The sequence below is a fragment of the Faecalibacterium sp. OM04-11BH genome (genome assembly GCF_003482185.1).
Classification (GTDB): Bacteria; Bacillota; Clostridia; order Oscillospirales; family Ruminococcaceae; genus Faecalibacterium; species Faecalibacterium tardum.
Genome location: NZ_QULS01000001.1, coordinates 46,251 through 64,576, shown reverse-complemented (window position 1 = coordinate 64,576; position 18,326 = coordinate 46,251). Strand labels below are relative to the sequence as shown.

At 57.2% G+C, this 18,326-nt stretch carries 19 protein-coding genes; 9 read left to right on the top strand and 10 right to left on the bottom strand.

Annotated elements, in window-relative coordinates:
- Positions 1–144 precede the first annotated feature (144 nt).
- From malQ to DXB44_RS00300, 5 genes are all read right to left on the bottom strand, one after another.
- Entirely contained in the window at positions 145–1,617 is a 1,473-nt protein-coding gene (gene malQ, locus DXB44_RS00320; RefSeq protein WP_118657331.1) for a 4-alpha-glucanotransferase, read from the bottom strand.
- 13 nt (positions 1,618–1,630) lie between these two features.
- Positions 1,631–2,473, bottom strand: coding sequence for a carbohydrate ABC transporter permease (locus DXB44_RS00315; RefSeq protein WP_055185143.1), 843 nt, complete (start codon positions 2,471–2,473; stop codon positions 1,631–1,633).
- A complete protein-coding gene (locus DXB44_RS00310) occupies positions 2,473–3,324 on the bottom strand; it encodes a sugar ABC transporter permease (RefSeq protein WP_118657330.1) in 852 nt (283 codons plus the stop codon). Before DXB44_RS00310 ends, DXB44_RS00315 begins: the two co-directional genes overlap by 1 nt.
- Before the next feature lie 102 nt (positions 3,325–3,426).
- Entirely contained in the window at positions 3,427–4,767 is a 1,341-nt protein-coding gene (locus DXB44_RS00305) for an ABC transporter substrate-binding protein (protein WP_055185147.1), read from the bottom strand.
- A 74-nt stretch (positions 4,768–4,841) separates the two neighbouring features.
- Positions 4,842–5,849, bottom strand: coding sequence for a LacI family DNA-binding transcriptional regulator (locus DXB44_RS00300; protein WP_118657329.1), 1,008 nt, complete (start codon positions 5,847–5,849; stop codon positions 4,842–4,844).
- A gap of 316 nt (positions 5,850–6,165) precedes the next feature.
- Here DXB44_RS00300 and DXB44_RS00295 point away from each other — a divergent pair, with 316 nt between their 5' ends.
- Entirely contained in the window at positions 6,166–6,630 is a 465-nt protein-coding gene (locus tag DXB44_RS00295) for a hypothetical protein (RefSeq protein ID WP_243110988.1), read from the top strand.
- A gap of 215 nt (positions 6,631–6,845) precedes the next feature.
- Here DXB44_RS00295 and rpsR read toward each other — a convergent pair whose 3' ends face one another.
- The 3 genes from rpsR to rpsF are packed head-to-tail and all read right to left on the bottom strand — an operon-like array spanning position 6,846 to position 7,944.
- Positions 6,846–7,103, bottom strand: coding sequence for a 30S ribosomal protein S18 (gene rpsR / locus DXB44_RS00290; protein WP_015538096.1), 258 nt, complete (start codon positions 7,101–7,103; stop codon positions 6,846–6,848).
- A 46-nt stretch (positions 7,104–7,149) separates the two neighbouring features.
- Positions 7,150–7,629, bottom strand: a complete 480-nt coding sequence (locus DXB44_RS00285; RefSeq protein WP_055185153.1) for a single-stranded DNA-binding protein — start codon at positions 7,627–7,629, stop codon at positions 7,150–7,152.
- A 30-nt stretch (positions 7,630–7,659) separates the two neighbouring features.
- Complete coding sequence (gene rpsF / locus DXB44_RS00280) at positions 7,660–7,944, bottom strand: 30S ribosomal protein S6 (protein WP_005923879.1); 285 nt, start codon at positions 7,942–7,944, stop codon at positions 7,660–7,662.
- Between the two features lie 281 nt (positions 7,945–8,225).
- Between rpsF and DXB44_RS00275 the strand changes: the two genes are divergently transcribed.
- Complete coding sequence (locus tag DXB44_RS00275; RefSeq protein WP_118657328.1) at positions 8,226–9,419, top strand: cation:proton antiporter; 1,194 nt, start codon at positions 8,226–8,228, stop codon at positions 9,417–9,419.
- Positions 9,420–9,555: 136 nt separating this feature from the next.
- Here the strand turns inward: DXB44_RS00275 and DXB44_RS00270 are convergent, their stop codons facing one another.
- Positions 9,556–10,431 carry a UTP--glucose-1-phosphate uridylyltransferase gene (locus tag DXB44_RS00270; protein ID WP_055185157.1) on the bottom strand — a complete coding sequence of 292 codons (876 nt, stop codon included), beginning with the start codon at positions 10,429–10,431 and terminating at the stop codon, positions 9,556–9,558.
- Between the two features lie 77 nt (positions 10,432–10,508).
- Positions 10,509–11,501, bottom strand: coding sequence for an RING finger protein (locus DXB44_RS00265; protein WP_118657327.1), 993 nt, complete (start codon positions 11,499–11,501; stop codon positions 10,509–10,511).
- Positions 11,502–11,760: 259 nt separating this feature from the next.
- Here DXB44_RS00265 and prfB point away from each other — a divergent pair, with 259 nt between their 5' ends.
- From prfB to uppS, 7 genes are all read left to right on the top strand, one after another.
- The gene (gene prfB / locus DXB44_RS00260; protein WP_055185158.1) at positions 11,761–12,882 is read left to right on the top strand and encodes a peptide chain release factor 2; all 1,122 of its coding nucleotides are present in this window, start codon (positions 11,761–11,763) and stop codon (positions 12,880–12,882) included.
- A gap of 116 nt (positions 12,883–12,998) precedes the next feature.
- The gene (gene spoIVB / locus DXB44_RS00255) at positions 12,999–14,222 is read left to right on the top strand and encodes a SpoIVB peptidase (RefSeq protein WP_118657326.1); all 1,224 of its coding nucleotides are present in this window, start codon (positions 12,999–13,001) and stop codon (positions 14,220–14,222) included.
- Positions 14,223–14,341: 119 nt separating this feature from the next.
- Positions 14,342–15,100: a sporulation transcription factor Spo0A gene (gene spo0A / locus DXB44_RS00250; RefSeq protein ID WP_015538099.1), complete on the top strand. Its 759-nt coding sequence runs from the start codon at positions 14,342–14,344 to the stop codon at positions 15,098–15,100.
- Between the two features lie 140 nt (positions 15,101–15,240).
- Entirely contained in the window at positions 15,241–15,960 is a 720-nt protein-coding gene (locus DXB44_RS00245; protein WP_118657325.1) for a DNA alkylation repair protein, read from the top strand.
- Between the two features lie 92 nt (positions 15,961–16,052).
- Positions 16,053–16,763 carry a UMP kinase gene (gene pyrH, locus DXB44_RS00240; RefSeq protein WP_005923912.1) on the top strand — a complete coding sequence of 237 codons (711 nt, stop codon included), beginning with the start codon at positions 16,053–16,055 and terminating at the stop codon, positions 16,761–16,763.
- Positions 16,764–16,863: 100 nt separating this feature from the next.
- On the top strand, positions 16,864–17,418 hold the full coding sequence (gene frr / locus DXB44_RS00235) for a ribosome recycling factor (RefSeq protein WP_055185167.1): 555 nt from the start codon (positions 16,864–16,866) through the stop codon (positions 17,416–17,418).
- Positions 17,419–17,511: 93 nt separating this feature from the next.
- Entirely contained in the window at positions 17,512–18,225 is a 714-nt protein-coding gene (gene uppS, locus DXB44_RS00230; RefSeq protein ID WP_117930162.1) for a polyprenyl diphosphate synthase, read from the top strand.
- Positions 18,226–18,326 lie beyond the last annotated feature (101 nt).

Genomic DNA, 18,326 nt, shown 5'->3' with positions numbered 1-18,326 from the left:
AAAAAATGTTGTAGCAAAAACGTGCTGAAAAAGAGGACAACAAAGGCATCTGCCCGTACCCGCTGTGCTGCGCAGGACGCAGCAGCGGGCAAAGCAGATGCCTTGTGTATTTTACAGGTTGTCAGACGAAAGGGAAACGGGCATTTAAAGCCTTTCCGGCACACGCTCATACAGCGTGGTCAGCTCGGCGATATGCCCGGCCAATGTTGCGGGTAGGGGCTGCGCCAGCCGCCAGTGCCAGTTTGCGCCCTGTGTGCTGGGGGTGTTGATGCGGGCCTCGCTGCCCAGATGCAGCCAGTCTGCCAGCGGGATGATGGCAGTATCCGAAACGCTGGCAAGGCATGCGCAGATCATGCCTTCGGTCAGGGTCTCCGGTGTGCAGCGCAGATACCGGCAGGCGTATGCCACATCCTCGGCGCTGGCGTTGTTGCGCCAGCCCTCAGTGGTCACGTTGTCGTGGGTGCCGGTGTACACCACGCTGTTGCGGGGGTAGGTGTGGGGCAGGTAGTTGCCCGACTCCCGGCTGTCGAAGGCGAACTGCATGATCTTCATGCCCGGGTAACCGCTCTCGGCCAGCATCGCCTTCACCTCCGGGGTCAAGTAGCCCAGATCCTCGGCGATGATATTGCCGCTGCCCAGCGCCTGCTGCATGGCGTGGATAAAGTCCCGGTCGGGGCCTTTTTCCCAGTGACCGCCCGCAGCCGTGGTGCTTCCGGCAGGGATGGAATAGTAGCTCTCAAAGCCCCGGAAGTGGTCGATGCGCACCACATCGTAGATAGAGGTGGCGTGCTTCATGCGCTGCTTCCACCAGTCAAAGCCAGTGGCCTTGTGGGCGGGCCAGTCGTACAGCGGGTTGCCCCACAGCTGGCCGTCTGCCGCAAAGGCATCCGGCGGACAGCCGGCTACATGGGTCAGGTGCATCTGTCCATCGGTCTGGAACAACTCCGGGTGAGTCCACAGGTCGCTGGAATCCGGGCTGACGTAGATGGGGATATCACCCACCAACAGGACACCCTTGCGGTTGGCATAAGCTTTCAGTGCGTTCCACTGGGTATAGAAGAAGAATTGCACTGCCTTGTGGTAGCAGATCTGGTCAGCCAGCCGTGCTTTTGCGGCGGCAATGGTCTCCGGTTCGCGGCAGCGCAGGGCGTCCGGCCAGTCAGCAAGGCCAGCCTGTCCCTGTTCCGCTTTCACAGCCATAAACAGGGCGTAGTCCTCCAGCCAGAAGCTCTGCGCCGCGCAGAAGGCTTCATAAGCAGGGGAGGGGGCGGCCAGCAGCCGGTCGGCGGCCTTTTTCAGCAGCACCGGGCGCTGGTTGTACAGCGCACCGTAGTCAACGGTGCTCACCGGCTGCGCGGCGGGGATCTCTTCGGCGGTCAGATAGCCATCTGCCGCCAGCAGACGAAAATCAATAAAGTAGGGGTTTCCGGCAAAGGCGGAAAAGCTCTGGTAGGGGCTGTCGCCATAGCCGGTAGGGCCGATGGGCAAAATCTGCCAATAGGTCTGCTTTGCCTCGGCCAGAAAATCAACGAATGCGGTCGCTTCACTGCCCAGCGTACCGATGCCAAAAGGCCCCGGCAGACTGAACACCGGCATCAAAATGCCGCTTGCACGCATAACGTGCACCTCCTTAGCCCTTTACAGCACCGGCCACGACACCCTCGATGATGTACTTCTGGCAGGTCATGTAGAGGATAATAATGGGGATGATCGCAATGATGATGCAGGCCATCATGGGAGCCAGCTCCACGCGGCCGTAGCCGCCGCGGAAATACTGGATGGCCATGGGGATGGTGCGGTACTTCTTGATATCCAGCACCAGCGTGGGCAGCAGATAGTCGTTCCATACCCACATGGTCTCCAGAATAGCGGTGGAGATCATGGTAGGCTTCAGGATGGGGAACACGACCTTGAAGAAGATCTGGATGGGGTTGCAGCCGTCGATCATGGCGGCTTCCTCAATCTCCATGGGCACACTCTTCATAAAGCCGGTAAACATGAACACGGCCAGACCAGCGCCGAAGCCCAGATAGATGATGCAGATGTTCCAAGGGTTGTTCAGCTTCAGCCGGTCAGCGGTCTTGGACAGGGTGAACATGACCATCTGGAAGGGGACGACCATGGAGAACACGATCAGCAGGTTCATGAACTTGCTCAGCTTGTTGTTTACGCGGGTCAGGTACCAACCGGTCATGGAGCAGCACAGCAGGATCAGCACCACGCTGGTGATAGTAATCAGAAGGCTGTAACCCATGCTGGAGAGGAAGTCCATCTTGGTCACGCCGTAAACGTAGTTGCGCAGACCGGCAAAGGTTTCGGCGGTGGGCAGACGGAACACCGTAGAAGTGGTAAAGCTGCCTTCGGTCTTTAAGCTGTTCAGCAGGATCAGCACGATGGGGTAGATCCACAGCAGGCAGAGAAGCACCATTACAACAATAAGGATGACATCCCAGGTTCTTTTCCGTTTCGACATTACTGCTGCACCTCCTTAGAGCGGGTAAAGTGGAGCTGGATCAGCGAGATGACCACCACGATCAGGAAGAACACTACGGCCTTTGCCTGACCAATGCCCTTCCACTGCGCACCGGAGCGGCCGTAGAAGGTGTTGTAGATGTTCAGAGCCAGCATTTCACTTGCGTTGGCGGGCTCGCCTGCGGTCAGGGCTACGTTCTGGTCGAACAGCTTGAAGCTGTTGGTCAGGGTCAGGAAGGTGCAGATGGTCACGCTGGGCATGACCATGGGGATCTTGATCTTGAACAGGATCTCGCGGTCGTTTGCGCCGTCGATCTTAGCGGCCTCGATCAGGTCGCCGGGCACGCTCTGCAGGCCGGCCACATAGATGATCATCATGTAGCCGATCTGCTGCCAGCACATCAGGATGACCAGACCGACAAAACCGGCCTTGGCATCCAGAGCCAGCAGAGGCTTCTGCAGGTTGGCCAGCACGCCGTTGAGCAGGATCTGCCAGATGTAGCCCAGCAGGATGCCGCCGATCAGGTTGGGCATAAAGAACACGGTACGGAAGATGTTGGTGCCCTTGATGCCGCGGGTCAGCACCAGCGCAATGGCAAAGGCGCACACATTGATGAGCACAGTGCTCACTACGGTAAACACCGCCGTAAAGCCGAAGGCGTGCAGGAAGGTGGAATCCTGAAATACCGAGATGTAGTTCTGGATGCCCACAAAGGTGGTCTTGGAAACGGTGGTGAACCGCTGGAAGGACAGGTAAACGCCCCAGATAAAGGGCCAGATGAAGCCGATGATAAAGGCGACCAGAGTAGGAAGCACAAATATCGGCCAGTATTTACTAATGGCTTTTTGCATGATATACCTCCTCAGGGAGCTGTCTGATAAAAAAGAAAGGAGGCGGGCGAACTTTTCGCCCGCCTCCCGTTTTAGTTCTTAGGGAGATCTCAGGTCAAAGGTTTAGCCGTTGGCCAGCTTGTACTCCTTGGCCCAGCCATCCACAAATGCGGTGACAACATCGTCCCACTTGCCGGTGCCTGCTGCGTATGCAGTCAGAGCGCTGCCCACGCCGTTCTTCCACTCCTCGGAAGGCATGGTGGAGAAGCACCAGTCAACACTGGTCTTGCCGTCGGCCACATACTGGTTTGCAATGGTGATCAGGGGGTTGGTGGAGTCCTTAGCCTTCTTGAAGGGGATGACGAAGCCCATCTTGTCAGCCATTGCGCTGGTGCCGGCCTCAGAGGTGACACACCAGTACAGGAAGTCCAGAGTAGCCTGAATGTCAGCCTCGGAAGAGGTGTTGTTGACACACCAGAAGTTCTCGGAACCGGTGCACAGGCCCTGGTTCTCCTCGCCGTCCACGCCGATGTAGATGGGCAGCATACCCAGATTGTCGTCGCCCAGATCCTTCACATCATTGTAAGCCCAAGTGCCGTTCTGGTAGAACACAGCCTTCTTGCCCACAAACTCAGCCACAGCGTCGTTGCCGGTCTTGGAAGCCAGCAGCTTGGGATCGCAGGTGGAATCGGTGATGTACAGATCCCAGATCTGCTTGTAGTTGTCCAGATAGGTGCCCTTGATGGCGTCGGTGGAGCCAATGCCGTCTGCCTTGTACTCGTAGTAGATGGGCAGGTTTGCCAGATGGGTCTTGAAACGCCAGTCAGAAGAACCATCCATGCCGGCGGAGGTGAAAGCACCGTCCACGCCCAGCTCAGCCTTACGGGCCTGAATGTCATCAGCGACCTTCTTCAGGTCGGCAAAGCCCTTGATGTCCTCCTGCTTGTAACCGGCAGCGGTCAGCAGTTCCTTGTTGTAGATGATGCCGTAGGTCTCAATGACGTATGCAATGCTGGTAACAGCGTCGCCGTCCTTCAGTGCAAAGGAGTCGCTGGTCAGCTCGCCGTACAGCTGGCTGCCGGACAGATCGTAGCAGTAATCCTTCCAGTTTGCCAGACCAACAGGGCCGTTCACCTGGAACAGGGTGGGAGCCTCGCTCTTCTCCATCTCGCTCATCAGGGTGGTCTCATACTGGCCGGAAGCGGCGGTGACAACGGTCACAGGCACGCCGGTCTCCTTGGTGTACTCAGCGGCCAGATCCTGCCAATCCTGATCCTGCTCGGGCTTGAAGTTCAGATAGTAGACCTTGCCGTCTGCCTTTGCAGCGGTGCTGGAAGCAGCGGTAGAACTGGCAGCAGAGGAAGCGGTGCTGCTGGAAGAGCCGCCGCAGGCAGCCAGACCCAGAGCAGCGGCAGAAACGCCAGCGGCCTTCAGGAAGTTACGACGAGTGATCATCTTTTTCATAATAAGTTCTCCTTCTTATTAAAATTACAGATCAACTATATACTCTCCGTCCTTCGACGGAGGGAATACAAAATTTAAATTGCCCTTACGCTTTCGCCCTGCTGCAATTCCGGCTGCAAGGTCACGGTCTGGGCAGGGGAGCCATGCTCGATCTGCCGTACCAGCAGCTCGATGCTTTGCAGCGCGATCTGCTCGCTGGGCTGAACAATGGTGGTCATCACCGGCACGCAGTAGCGGGACATCGTGATGCCGTCAAAGCCGATCACCGAAACATCTTCCGGCACTCGGAACCCGGCGCTCACCAGCGCCCGGATAGCACCAAAGGCGATAACGTCGCTCATGGCAAATAAGGCGGTGAAATCTGCCCGACGGGCCAGCAGGCTGTTCATGGCGTGGTAGGCGGACTCGAAATCGTAGTTGGACAGACCGTACAGCTTGTCGTTGAACAGGATGCCCGCATCCTCCATGGCCTCCTGTGCGCCCTTGCGGCGCATCACACTGGGGTAGCTGGTCACCGGACCGCCCAGAACAGCGATCTTGCGGTGTCCCTGCCGGATGAGATAGTCCACAGCGGTATAGGCCGCTGCCCGATCATCCACACCCACCATGGAAAGGTTGGGAAAGTCCAGCTCGTCCGTGACCAGCGTGGTGAGCACGGAGGGGACATTGATGCTGTCAAAGCCCCGTTGGAAGTTGGCCACGCTGCCGCCCAGAAAGATGATGCCTTTGGGTTTGATCTCCCGTAGGATCTTTTCGGCGGCGTCGATCTCGTTGGCGTTCTCGTCCAGATAAGAGACGATGCCGTTGTACCCGTACAGGGTGGCGGCGCGCTGGAGCTGCACCAGAAAATCGGAAAAGAAGATGTTCCGGGTGCCTTTAACTACGAACACCAGACTGCGGGACTGCTGGATCTTCAGCTGTCGGGCGTTGGTGTTGGGCACGAACCCGGCCTCCCGCATCACTTTCAGAACGTGCTCCTTGGTCTCCGGGCGAACATCCGGCCTGTCGTTAATCACACGGGAGATGGTGCTGACGGAGCAGCCGCTGATCCGTGCAATATCCTTGATGGTCAGATTTGCCATGTCGGCGAGCCTCGCTTTCTGAAAGTGTTTCGGGAACGTTGTCGGGAACGTTCCCAGTGACATTAGTATGGCACATTCTGTATAAAAAATCAATAAGGTTAATTCAACTTTGTACAAGGTGTGCAATGAACTGCCCTGTGTTTGTGCAGTTTGATTTGCGGACAAAGCAGCAGAACCGAAAATACCGATAATTCCCGGTACAAGTCGGAAACACCCGGGACAATTGTACCGGTTTGTAACTTTCTGCGAGGAAAACGCTTTCCGGTACGCAGCTGAAAGTGCTATACTATGTGAAAAAAGAGAGGGGTGAAATGTTATGATCTTATCTTTGCAGGGCTGCATGGCAGTGGGAAAGACCACGGTGGCCCGCTATCTGGAACAGCACTGCCAGCAGGTACAGGTCTGCTTTGAGGACAACGCTGCCGTCCTTGCAAAGATAAAGCGGCGTGGGCTGAATAAGAACTGTTATGCGGACTATCTGGAGATCCAACGGCTTTTTTTGCGCAATGAGCTACGCCGCGGGCAGAAAGCAAAAAAATACCCCCACGCTGTGATGGATTTCGGCGCGGAGGAGATTGAGTTCTACACCTTGAACTACCCCAAAAGCAGGGGGCTGGAGTGGGAGATCGAAGCAATTCGGCAAGCCTTAGCACCGGAGCTTGCAGCAGTGCAGGCTTGTATGCCGGAGCATATTCTGCTTCTGGACGCTTCCGAATCCGTCCTGCGTGCCCGTAAAGCGGGAGATACCACCATTCCCGGGAATTCTTTGCGTATTACCTGAACCATCTTCTGCCGCTGAAACGGGAATGGTTCCGGGAAAAGAAAAACGTAACATTTCTTTCTACCGATGGGCTGACAGCTCGGCAGGTGGGGGAGAAGGCAAAACATTGGTGTGAACAGTATATCTAACGCAAGCAAAAAAGCGCTCTCACCTTGTCATCGGTGAAAGCGCTTTGCTGATTGCTGATTATTTTGATCGGGTTGGTTTTTTAAAAATTAGTCGCTGACGTAGGGCATCAGAGCAACGTGACGAGCACGCTTGATGGCGATGGTCAGTGCGCGCTGATGGTAAGCGCAGGTGCCGGTCACACGGCGGGGAATGATCTTAGCACGCTCAGAGACGTACTTACGCAGACGGGGCACGTCCTTGTAATCGATGGTGTCGATGCGATCGACACAGAAGCTGCAAACCTTCTTGCGGCCGCGACGCATGGGGCGTGCGGGGCGAGAGCCTTCGGTTCTTTCAAAAGCCATTGCTTATTACCTCCTATTGGATTTTTAACGGATAGACCGTTTCGTGTCAGAACGGCAGGTCATCGCTGTCGTCGATGACGGCGAAGTCGTCTGCATTACCGGCAGAGTAGCTGGGAGCTGCCTCCACAGCAGCCGGGCGGGCAGGCGCTGCGTTCTGGTAGGACGGAGCGGCATTCTGATAGCCGTTTCCGTCACCTGCATTGCTGCTCTTGGGGCCTGCAAAGTTGATGTTGCTGGCAACCACCTCAACGGCAGTGCGGTTTGCGCCGGTCTTATCCTGATACTGACGGGACTGCAAACGACCGTCCACAACGATCAGGGAACCTTTCTGGAAATAGCGGCAGACAAACTCGGCCTGCCGATCCCATGCAACCACATCGATCCAGTCCGCCACGCTCTGCCCATTGGCATCGCGGCGCCCGCGGTCGCAGGCAATGCGGAACGAAGCAACGTTCTTGCCGGTAGTGGTCTGACGCATTTCAGGGTCACGTGCAAGGCGACCCATGATAGCAACAACATTCAACATAGTACGGTTTCCCTTTCTGTCACAGAAGAATTACTCCTCGTGAGCAATGATCAGGCTGCGCATAACGCCTTCAGTGATCTTGTACACACGGTCCAGCTCAGCGGGGAAGCTGGGCTCGCTGGTGAAGTTGATCACGGTGTAGACGCCCTCTTCCTCGTCGTTGATGGGGTAGGCCAGACGGCGCTTGCCCCACTCGTCGATAGAATCGATCGTACCGTTAGCCTCGATCAGGGACTTGAACTTACCCACCAGAGCGGCGGAAGCCTCCTCATCGAGAGCGGCGCTGGTAATCAGCATGGTTTCGTACTTTGCCATTTTTGTAGCACCTCCTTTTGGACTTGAGGGCCCTGCGGATCTGCAAGGCCAAGGGTACACAGGCTGCGGCATCGCGGCCTGTGCGGCGTGTCTGTTCAGACAGCAATTTATTATAGCAAGCTTCTTTGCTTCTGTCAAGCTTTTTTAACAAAAAGAACGATAAAAAATGTTTTGCATTTTTTGGTAAAAAGGACTATAATGTAAACGCTTTCCCTGCAGTATGGCAGGGCCGGGGCTCCGGCAGTGGCAGGGAAGTGGGAAAAATAAAAGGAGGATAATCCATGTATTCGTTGTTTCGAGATCTGGCAATCATCATCTTAAGCGCGAAATTCTTCGGACTGGTGGCGCGTAAGTGCAAGGCTCCGCAGGTGGTGGGTGAGATTATCGCCGGCCTGCTCATCGGCCCCTGTGTGCTGAATCTGGTGCAGATCAGCGACTCCATCTCCGTCTTTGCAGAGATTGGCGTTGTGATGCTCATGTTCACCACCGGCCTCGGCACCAACCTGAAAGAGCTGATCAAGGCCGGCCCCATCGCCACCCTGATTGCTACCGTTGGCGTGGCTGTGCCTCTGGTGGGCGGCACCTTATTATATGGTGCGTTCTACGGCTTTGCCGCAGTTGGCAGCCCGGAGTTCTACCGAGCACTGTTCATCGGCACCATTATGACCGCCACCAGTGTGTCCATCACGGTGGCTACCTTGCAGGAGCTTGGGCACCTGAAGAGTTTTCTGGGCACTACCATCGTCAGTGCCGCTGTCATTGATGATGTCATCGGCATCGTGGTGCTCACCTGTGTGTTGGGCGCCAGCAGCGGCACCGGTACGGGTCTGGGCAAGGTGCTGTTCAACACCCTGCTGTTCTTTGCCACCGCACTGGGCGTTGGCCTTGTGGTGCACTACGCCATGAAGTGGCTGGATCAGCGCAATCCCCATACCCAGCGTATCACTATCGTGAGCATGGCGTTCTGTTTTGCCATGGCCTACATTGCTGAGGAATACTTCGGCATCGCCGATATCACCGGTGCTTACATTGCAGGCATCGTGCTGTGCACCATGGATGACGCACCCTATGTGGAGCGCCGGGTGGATATCAGCAACTATGTTATCTTTGCGCCGATTTTCTTTGCCTCCATCGGCCTTAAGACCGATATCAGCGGCCTGACCCCGGAGATTTTACTCTTCTGCGTCTGCTTCGTGGTGGTGGCACTGATCACCAAGATCATCGGCTGCGGTCTGGCTGCAAAGATCTGCCGCTTTAACTGGGACGATTCCCTGAAGGTCGGTGTCGGTATGATGACCCGCGGCGAGGTGGCACTGATTGTGGCGCAGAAGGGTCTGGCCATCGGCGTAGTAGATCCGGTCTACTTTACCGCCGTGATCCTGCTGATCGTGGTGTCCAGCGTGGCTACCCCGCTGGCACTCAAGGCCATGTTCACCAAGCGCCCGCCCGTGCCGCATCCCAGTCAGGCAAACTAAATCAGGTTTGTATTTGGGGTTCTGAAACGCCTGCGGGCATTTCGGAACCCCTTTTTTCATCTGAATATATGCAAAAACAGGGCTGTTGCACATTGTTTCGTGCAACAGCCCTGTTTTTATTGTTTATGCAGCATCTTTACAGCGTTTTGCAGAACTCCTTCAGGTAGGCGCGGAACTCCTCGCCGATCTCGGGGTGCTGCAATGCCAGCTCCACCTGCGCCTCCACGACCTTGAGCTTGTTGCCCATATCGTAGTGCTTGCCGGTAAACTCCACAGCGGTCATGCCGCCGCGGGTGCGGGCGTACTCTGCCATGGCATCGGTCAGCTGGATCTCGCCGCCGGCACCGGGCTTGGTGTGGGCAAGGATCTCGTAGATCTCCGGGGTCAGCAGCACACGGCCCAGAATGGAATAGTTGCTGAACTCCTGCCCCTTCTTGGGCTTCTCGATCATGTCATCCACAAAGAAGTAGTTGTCGTGGATAGGAGTGGTCTTTAAGCTGCAGTAGCGGCTCACATCCTCCCAAGGCACGGCGGATACACCGGCGACCGGGCGGCCAAACTCCTCGTAGGCGCGGATCAGCTGGGCACAGACCGGATCCTCGCCCCAGATCACGTCGTCGCCGTAGATGACCACAAAGGGATCATCGCCGGTAAAGGCCTTGGCGGTGTTGACTGCATGGCCCAGACCCAGCGTCTCCTTCTGGCGCACGAACAGGATATTGGCCAGATTGGCAATGCCCAAGCACTCTTCCAGCATCTTTTCCTTGCCGGGCTTTGCCAGCTTTTCTTCCAGCTCGGGGCTGCGGTCAAAGTGATCCTCGATAATGCTCTGGTTGCGGCCCAGAATGATCAAAATATCGGTAATGCCGGAGCGAACGGCCTCCTCCACCAGATACTGGATGGCGGGCTTGTCCACGAGGGGCAGCATACCTTTGGGCATTGCCTTGGTAGCGGGCAGTACGCGGGTGCCAAGACCCGCAGCCGGAATAACGGCTTTGGTGACTTTTTTCATAATGATTCTCCCATGTTCTCATTTTATGCACGGCGAACCGCGCTTTTCAGCAGGATCCCCATCCTGCGTGAAACATATCAAATAAAGGTGCCTACCAATGCATTCAGGTCCGGCCCCAGCAGCATGGAACAAAGGCTGCCTACGATCATCAGCAGAATGAACGCCCCGATGCAGGCTGCAATGCTGACGCCGCCCTGTGCGTTCAGCACGGCGCGGCGCTGCTCCGGGTCCGGAAACTCGGCACGGATGCGGCGGATGCGTGCAGCTGCGCTGCGGCGGTAGAGCCACTTGCCATATAGTCCCCGTACCAGCATCAGTGCAAAGCTGAGAAGGGACATGATGCGGCTCAGCGCCACCAGTGCGGAAGCACTGATGCCGGCAGTCAGCGGGCTGCCGGTGGTCTGCATCATACTGATTAGAGTAGGGACGAACAGCAGCAGCTCTGCGGCCAGAAAGCCGAAGGCCGGTTTCCACGCCTTGCGATAGAAAAAGTAGAAGGGACCGAACAGCAGCGCCGAAAAGCTCAAGGAGATCTTGGAGTGGCGCAGCTGCATCTGGCTGTAATCGTTCAGGTAGACCGGCGCGGCTGTGCCGATAAAATCCACCCAGTCCTGATAGGGTACGCCGTCGATCAGTTCATCCTTGCCAAAAGCGGCGCGCACGTTGCGGTGCACCGGGTCAACGACCTTTTCCGTAAAGTTCCGGTACATTTCATCCCGGTACATCCCGCTGTAATCGAAATCCCGGTTCTGCTCGGCGCTGGCGGCAGCACGGTCGTTGGGCTGTTCTGCACTACTCTCCGGGGGCAGGGCAGCGCCGCAGCAGCGGCAGACGCTTTCGCTGCGCAGGGTGCGCTCCCCACAGGCGGGGCAGGTGCGCAGCTGTGCATCCTGATAAGGGAACTTCCACTCGTAGCCTGCGCCATGGGCAGGGGCGTGGATGCACAGACCCATCTTCTCATAACAGGTGCGGTGATAGGGTGCACCGCAGTCCGGGCAGACCACGATGTCGTCCTGAAGGGTCAGCGGCTTGCCGCAGCCCTCACAGGGACAGCCATAATATTTCGGCATGATATCCTCCTGTGAAATCGATCATACTGGTATTATACTCCCCCGGGAATGAAAAGAAAAGGTGAAAATCTTCAAAATTCCGGCAAGATAGTATTTTTCCTCTTTACTTTATCACAGATTCTCGGTATACTAATGAAGTATCTGTGTATAAACTGTGTCTTTTGGTAGGGCAGAAAATACGCGCTGTGCGTGCGTTTTGCACCCTGCCGGGGACGTTATCTGTTATGATGAAAACCCTTGAACGAGAGGAACTTAGAGAATGATCACGATTGATGAACTGAAAGTGCAGCTGGCCGAGCACGCCAAGGCCGTTAAGGACCTGGAAGAAGCACTGGCCATTGAAGCAAGCCGCAAGCGCGTGCAGGAGCTGGAACACACCATGTCCCGCCCCGGCTTTTACGATGATACAGAGCTGAGCAAAAAGGTCTTTGACGAGGTCGGCGACCTGAAGGGCAAGCTGAACCGCTTTGAAAAGCTGCAGGGCCTGTACGATGACGCCGAGACCATGCTGGAGATGCTGGACGAGGAGTACGACCCCGCCATGATCCCCGAGGCCGAGGAGGCTGTGAACACCGTGGGCAAGGCTGTGGAGGAACTGCAGCTGATGACCATGCTGAACGGCGAGTACGACCACAGCAACGCCATCCTTACCTTCCACGCAGGCACCGGCGGCACCGAGGCTCAGGACTGGGCCGAGATGCTGTATCGTATGTATAATAAGTGGGCACAGGCACACGGTATGACCGTGGAGGTGCTGGATTATCAGGACGGCGACGAAGCCGGTCTGAAGAGTGCTTCCATGATGGTCAAGGGTGCCAACGCCTACGGTCTGCTCAAGAGCGAGAACGGTGTGCACCGTCTGGTGCGTGTTTCTCCCTTTGACGCCAACGCCCGCCGCCAGACCAGCTTTGCCTCTCTGGAAGTCATGCCGGAACTGGACAACACCATTCAGGTGGACATCCGCCCCGAGGATATCGAGATGCAGGTGTACCGCTCCTCCGGCGCCGGTGGCCAGCACATCAATAAGACCTCTTCCGCTGTCCGTCTGATCCACAAGCCCACCGGCATCGTGGTCAACTGCCAGACCCAGCGCAGCCAGTTCCAGAACCGCGACTACGCTATGGAAATGCTGAAGGCGAAGCTCTACCAGATCGCCAAGCAACAGCACATGGATAAGATCGACGACATCAAGGGCGTGCAGAACGAGATCGCATGGGGCCACCAGATCCGCAGCTATGTGTTCATGCCCTACACCATGGTCAAGGATCACCGCACCAACTACGAGACCGGCAACGTGGATGCCGTGATGGATGGCGATATCGATGAATTCATCTTCGCCTACCTCAAAGCCGCCAGCCGCGGCGAGCTGCAGGACGCATAAGCGCCTGTCTCTGTAAAAATCATAACCGCACCTGTGTCCATTTTTGGATGCGGGTGCGGTTTTTTCGTCCTTTTCGGCGCATAATAGATCTGAAAAATGCGCAGGGAGGCCGTAAAATGTCTAAGCACAGCATCATCCGGTGGGGGAAGATCATGGGTGCCTATCTGCTGGTGGCCGCCGTGGCGGCGCTGGGCTGGCTGTGGTGCGCCCTGCCGGAGCAGGTCTATCTGGAGCCGGAGCAGCCCCTTGCGCTGCCCCGCTTTGGCTGGGTGGAACCGCTGCGCGGACACGGCAGCCGCAACGTGGCCAGCACCCGGGCAGCGGGCAGCTATCAGACCACGCTGGCACTGGGCGGCTGGCTGCCGGTCAAGACCATCCGCGCCACCGTGATGCAGCGCCCCACGGTCACGGTATGCGGTACGCCCTTTGGGGTGAAAATGTTTTCAGAGGGAGCGCTTGTGGTGGGCTTTTCCGAGGTGCACACTGCCGTCGGTACGGTGAACCCCGCAAAGCAGGCGGGGCTGCGGCTGGGCGACCGGGTCATCCGCATGGGAAACACCGTCACCGAGACCAACGAGCAGGTCCATGCCGCGCTGGAAGCCGCCGCCGGTGCGGCGGTGGAGGTGGTCTACGTCCGCAAAGGAGAGCAGCGGCAGACCACTCTTTTGCCGGTGTGGGATACCCAGAACGCCCAGTGGCGGGCAGGAATGTGGGTGCGGGACTCTTCCGCCGGGGTGGGTACTCTGACATTTGTGGACGTACAAGCCGGGGTGTTTGCCGGGCTGGGGCACCCTATCAGCGACAGTGACACCGGCGAGCGGGTTGCCCTGCGCAGTGGCGAGATCGTGACTTGCCAGATCGTGGGCTGCACCGGCGGCACCGCCGGAAGCCCCGGGGAGCTGAAGGGCAAATTTATCAGCGACCATGCCCTTGGCAGGATCTGCATCAACGGCGAAAACGGCGTCTACGGAACGGTAAGCACTGCGATTGCGGGGCAGCAGACGGAAATCGCCTTTGCGCAGGAGGTGCTGCCCGGTGCGGCAGAGATCCTGACCACTACCAGCGGCGAAACGCCCCGCAGCTACCGTGTCTATATAGAAAAGGTGAACGACGCCGACCCGCACCGCAACATGGTGCTGCGCGTCACAGACCCGGCACTGCTGGCGCAGACCGGCGGCATCGTGCAGGGGATGAGCGGAAGCCCCATCCTGCAAAACGGACGGCTGGTGGGTGCAGTGACCCATGTGCTGGTCAACGACCCGACACGAGGCTACGGTATTTTTGCACAAACCATGCTGGAACAGGCACATTCCGTGCCCGGAACGGACGCAGCAGCATAAAAAAGTATGACATTCGAGCGGAATTTCCACAATTTCCCAAAATAAACCGTTGAACTATCTGGAAAATTATGGTAAAATCCATGGTGTTAAGGGAACTGCACACATTGGAGGAAACAACCATGGATAAAGTGAGATTCTTGATGTCGGATACTGGTGCTCAGATCACAGAAGCCTGTCGTGAGGCGCTGGAGCAAAAGGGCGTGGAAGTGACCGTTGTGGAAAAGGACGGAAATAAAGTTTTGCAAAAGATGCTGGCCGTTCGCCCGCAGGTAGTGCTGCTGGATGCCTTTATGCCCGGGCTGGATGCGCTGGCGGTCAAGCAGCGCTACAACGCCGCAGGGGAGCGCCACACCTCGTTTTTCGTCACCGGCGCGTTCCAGAGCGAGGAAATGGTACAGGAGCTGCTGGACGAGGGCTTTGCCTACTATTTCGTCAAGCCCTTTGACGAAAGCGTGCTCGCAGCCCGGGTGCTCAAGGCGGCAAGTGGACAGGAAAAGCACCTGCTCCATACCAGCGTGGACAGCGACGAGTTGACCGTCACCGAAATACTGCACCAAATTGGCGTGCCTGCGCACATCAAGGGCTACCAGTTCCTGCGGGATGCCATCCTGCTCACCATGAACGAGCCGGAGTACATCAACGCCGTGACCAAGCGCCTGTACCCGGAAATCGCCAAGAAAAACGGCACTACCGCCAGCCGGGTGGAGCGCGCCATCCGCCATGCCATCGAGGTGGCATGGGATAGGGGAGACGTGGATACCCTTAACAGCTACTTCGGCTATACCATCCATAACCTGCGCGGTAAGCCTACCAACTCGGAGTTCATCGCGATGATAGCCGATAAGATGCGGCTGGATAAGCGGCAGAGAGTGGGGTAAACAAGCAGGAAAAACAGAAACGGGGATACTATTATAGAAAGCGCGGGATGCTCCAAAGGCTTCATCTGAGAAAGGTGGAGCCTTTTCTCTTTGCATTTTCCCTCCCATCTGGTACAATGGTGCAGAAGGGAAGTGACAAAATGCCGGAAGTGGATGTGATCCGTGCGCAGCTGCTTGCGCTGCAAGATAAGGAATATCAGGTCTTTTACAGCCGCCTGATGCCCACCCTGCCACCGGAAACGGTGATCGGGGTGCGGGTGCCGCTGCTGCGCAGGCTGGCAAAACAGCTGGTGGATACCCCGGAAGCGGAGGTGTTTCTGCAAGATCTGCCGCATTTTTATTATGAAGAAAACGCTCTCCACGCCTTTCTGCTGGAGCCTGTCCGGGATTACGGCACAGCGCTGGCGGCAACTGAGCGTTTTTTGCCCTATGTGGATAACTGGGCAGTCTGCGATAGCTTCAGCCCCAAGGTGTTTGCGCAGCATAAGCCGGAGTTGCTGCCCGCTATCCGGCGCTGGCTGGGCTCTGACCGGACGTATACCGTGCGCTACGGGATCGGGATGCTGATGCGGTATTATCTGGACGATGCCTTCCGGCTGGAATATCTGGCTTGGGTGGCGGCGGTGCACAGCGAGGAATACTATGTCAATATGATGCGGGCGTGGTATTTTGCCACTGCACTGGCAAAGCAGCCGGCAGCGGCGCTGCCGTGGCTGACCGAAAAGCGGCTGGACGTGTGGACGCACAACAAGACCATCCAGAAAGCGGTGGAAAGCTACCGCATCTCCCCGGAACAGAAGCAGGCTTTGCGGGCGCTGCGCATCCGTTCACAAAAGCTTTGCGAAGAACGGCGCGTTTGACTGTTTACATTGTGGGAGTTTTATTGTAAAATATAATATAGCAAAACTGCCGGGGCTATCCGGCGAAAGATAAAACAGGTGGTGTTTGGATTATGGCATTGAAATATAAGCGTATCCTTCTGAAGATCAGCGGCGAGGCGCTGGGCGGCGAAAAGGGCATGGGCTTTGATGAGCCCACCATGGACGCCATTTGCGGCGGCGTGAAAAAGGCTCACGAGCTGGGCGTGCAGATCGGCATCGTGGTAGGCGGCGGCAACTTCTGGCGCGGCCGTTCCAGCGGTAAGATGGAGCGCACCCTGGCCGATAAGATCGGTATGCTGGCTACGGTGATGAACGCACTGGCTGTTTCCGATAAGCTGGAGCAGCTGGGTGTGCCCACCGAGGTGTTCACCTCGATCACCATGCCGCAGGTGGCCCCTGCCTTTACCCGCAAGGACGCTCTGCGCGCCATGGATGAGGGCAAGATCGCAGTGTTCGGTGGCGGCACCGGCAACCCCTTCTTCTCTACCGATACGGCTACCGCCCTGCGCGCCGTGGAGGTGAGCGCCGATGTGATGTTCAAGGCAACCATGGTGGACGGCGTTTACGATAAGGATCCCCACAAGTACCCGGATGCCAAAAAGTACGATACCCTTACCTTTACCAAGGTGCTGGAGGATCAGCTGGCTGTTATGGACGGTACCGCAGCTACCCTGTGCCGCGACAACAAGCTGCCCATTCTGGTGTTTGATCTGGCTGACCCGGACAACATTGCACGGGCTGTGCAGGGCGAAAACGTGGGCACGCTGGTCTACGAGGGCTGAGCATAGCACCCCGGTGCAACTGCATACGATTGGATAGAGCAGCAGCGCAGTGCGCTGCCTGCATGGATCAATAGAATAAAGAAACAGGAGAACAACGACAATGAGCAGCAACACCAAGGTTTTCGAAGATAAGATGAAGAGCTCTGTGGAGCACCTCAGCCGCGAGCTGGCCGCGGTGCGCGCAGGCCGCGCAAACCCCGCCGTGCTGGATAAGGTGGTCGTGGATTACTACGGTGCACCCACCCCCATCCAGCAGTTGGCCGCTGTGGCAGTCTCTGAGGCACGCACCCTCACCATCACCCCTTGGGATCGCACTCTGCTGCGTCCCATCAGCAAGGCGATCATGGCCAGCGATGTGGGCATCACCCCCATTGATGACGGCGTTACCATCCGCCTGAACTTCCCCGCACCCAACGAGGAGCGCCGCAAGCAGCTTGCTAAGGAAGTTTCCAAGCTGGGCGAAGACGCCAAGGTCGCTGTGCGCAACGTGCGCCGCGACGCTATGGATAAGGCTAAGGCCATGAAGAAGGCTGGCGAACTGACCGAGGACACCCAAAAGACCATGGAAGAGGATGTCCAGAAGCTGACCGATAAGTATATCAAGAACATTGATGCTGCCGTGGAAGAAAAGCAGAAGGAGATCATGGCCGTCTGATCCGCAGCACACAATAACAACTGGGAGGTGCCGTGCGCTGGTGAAAGGTGCGCGGCACTTTTTGCAGGGCAGCCCTGCTGCCGGGAGGTATAAATGGCACACCCCAAAGAATTTGCCGAGGGGCTTTCCATCGGCATCATCATGGACGGCAATGGCCGCTGGGCGAAAAACCGCGGTCTGCCCCGCACCGCAGGACACAAAAAAGGTGCGGCGGTGTTCAAGGATATTGCCAACTATTGCGATGAACTTGGCGTAGCATCGGTGTATTTCTACGCGTTCTCCACCGAGAACTGGAAGCGCCCGCTGGAAGAGGTGGGTGCCATCATGAAGCTGTTCGCCCAGTACCTCATCGAGGGTTTTGACTACAAAAACCGCAATATCCGCATCAAGTTCTTAGGTGACCGCACCGCGCTGGATCCCAAGCTGCAAAAGATGATGAATGAACTGGAAGGGGACTCTGCCTGCAAGACCGGCATGACCCTGAACATCGCTATCAACTACGGCGGCCGCCCGGAGATCGTGCGGGCAGCGCAGCAGCTGGCAGCAAAGGCTGCAGCAGGCGAGATCCGCCCCGAGGATATCAACGAGCAGATGATGAGCGATGCCATGTATACCGCCGGACAGAAGGACCCGGACTTTATCCTGCGTCCCAGCGGCGAAAAGCGGCTGTCCAACTTCATGCTCTGGCAGGCCGCCTATTCAGAGCTGGTGGAGATGGATGTGCTCTGGCCGGACTTTACCCGCGCCGATCTGGACACCGCCATTGAGGAGTTCAACCACCGCAGCCGCCGGTTCGGCGGCATCTGAGCGGCAATCTGTCCGTATTGCAAACCCTGCACCTATGGTGCAGACCCGGCAGACCCGGTACTTCCTCGGGTCGGAATGCGTTGCCCTGCAAGGGGCTGCTG

Excerpts from the sequence above, each read along its gene's own strand:
- DXB44_RS00275 (WP_118657328.1), top strand. The coding sequence starts at position 8,226 with ATGTATTCGTTGTTTCGAGATCTGGCAATCATCATCTTAAGCGCGAAA.
- DXB44_RS00300 (WP_118657329.1), bottom strand. The coding sequence starts at position 5,849 with ATGGCAAATCTGACCATCAAGGATATTGCACGGATCAGCGGCTGCTCC.
- DXB44_RS00245 (WP_118657325.1), top strand. The coding sequence starts at position 15,241 with ATGCCGGAAGTGGATGTGATCCGTGCGCAGCTGCTTGCGCTGCAAGAT.
- frr (WP_055185167.1), top strand. The coding sequence starts at position 16,864 with ATGAGCAGCAACACCAAGGTTTTCGAAGATAAGATGAAGAGCTCTGTG.
- rpsF (WP_005923879.1), bottom strand. The coding sequence starts at position 7,944 with ATGGCAAAGTACGAAACCATGCTGATTACCAGCGCCGCTCTCGATGAG.
- DXB44_RS00310 (WP_118657330.1), bottom strand. The coding sequence starts at position 3,324 with ATGCAAAAAGCCATTAGTAAATACTGGCCGATATTTGTGCTTCCTACT.
- DXB44_RS00295 (WP_243110988.1), top strand. The coding sequence starts at position 6,166 with ATGATCTTATCTTTGCAGGGCTGCATGGCAGTGGGAAAGACCACGGTG.
- prfB (WP_055185158.1), top strand. The coding sequence starts at position 11,761 with ATGATCACGATTGATGAACTGAAAGTGCAGCTGGCCGAGCACGCCAAG.
- rpsR (WP_015538096.1), bottom strand. The coding sequence starts at position 7,103 with ATGGCTTTTGAAAGAACCGAAGGCTCTCGCCCCGCACGCCCCATGCGT.
- DXB44_RS00270 (WP_055185157.1), bottom strand. The coding sequence starts at position 10,431 with ATGAAAAAAGTCACCAAAGCCGTTATTCCGGCTGCGGGTCTTGGCACC.
- spo0A (WP_015538099.1), top strand. The coding sequence starts at position 14,342 with ATGGATAAAGTGAGATTCTTGATGTCGGATACTGGTGCTCAGATCACA.
- DXB44_RS00315 (WP_055185143.1), bottom strand. The coding sequence starts at position 2,473 with ATGTCGAAACGGAAAAGAACCTGGGATGTCATCCTTATTGTTGTAATG.
- pyrH (WP_005923912.1), top strand. The coding sequence starts at position 16,053 with ATGGCATTGAAATATAAGCGTATCCTTCTGAAGATCAGCGGCGAGGCG.
- malQ (WP_118657331.1), bottom strand. The coding sequence starts at position 1,617 with ATGCGTGCAAGCGGCATTTTGATGCCGGTGTTCAGTCTGCCGGGGCCT.
- spoIVB (WP_118657326.1), top strand. The coding sequence starts at position 12,999 with ATGTCTAAGCACAGCATCATCCGGTGGGGGAAGATCATGGGTGCCTAT.
- DXB44_RS00305 (WP_055185147.1), bottom strand. The coding sequence starts at position 4,767 with ATGAAAAAGATGATCACTCGTCGTAACTTCCTGAAGGCCGCTGGCGTT.
- DXB44_RS00265 (WP_118657327.1), bottom strand. The coding sequence starts at position 11,501 with ATGCCGAAATATTATGGCTGTCCCTGTGAGGGCTGCGGCAAGCCGCTG.
- uppS (WP_117930162.1), top strand. The coding sequence starts at position 17,512 with ATGGCACACCCCAAAGAATTTGCCGAGGGGCTTTCCATCGGCATCATC.
- DXB44_RS00285 (WP_055185153.1), bottom strand. The coding sequence starts at position 7,629 with ATGTTGAATGTTGTTGCTATCATGGGTCGCCTTGCACGTGACCCTGAA.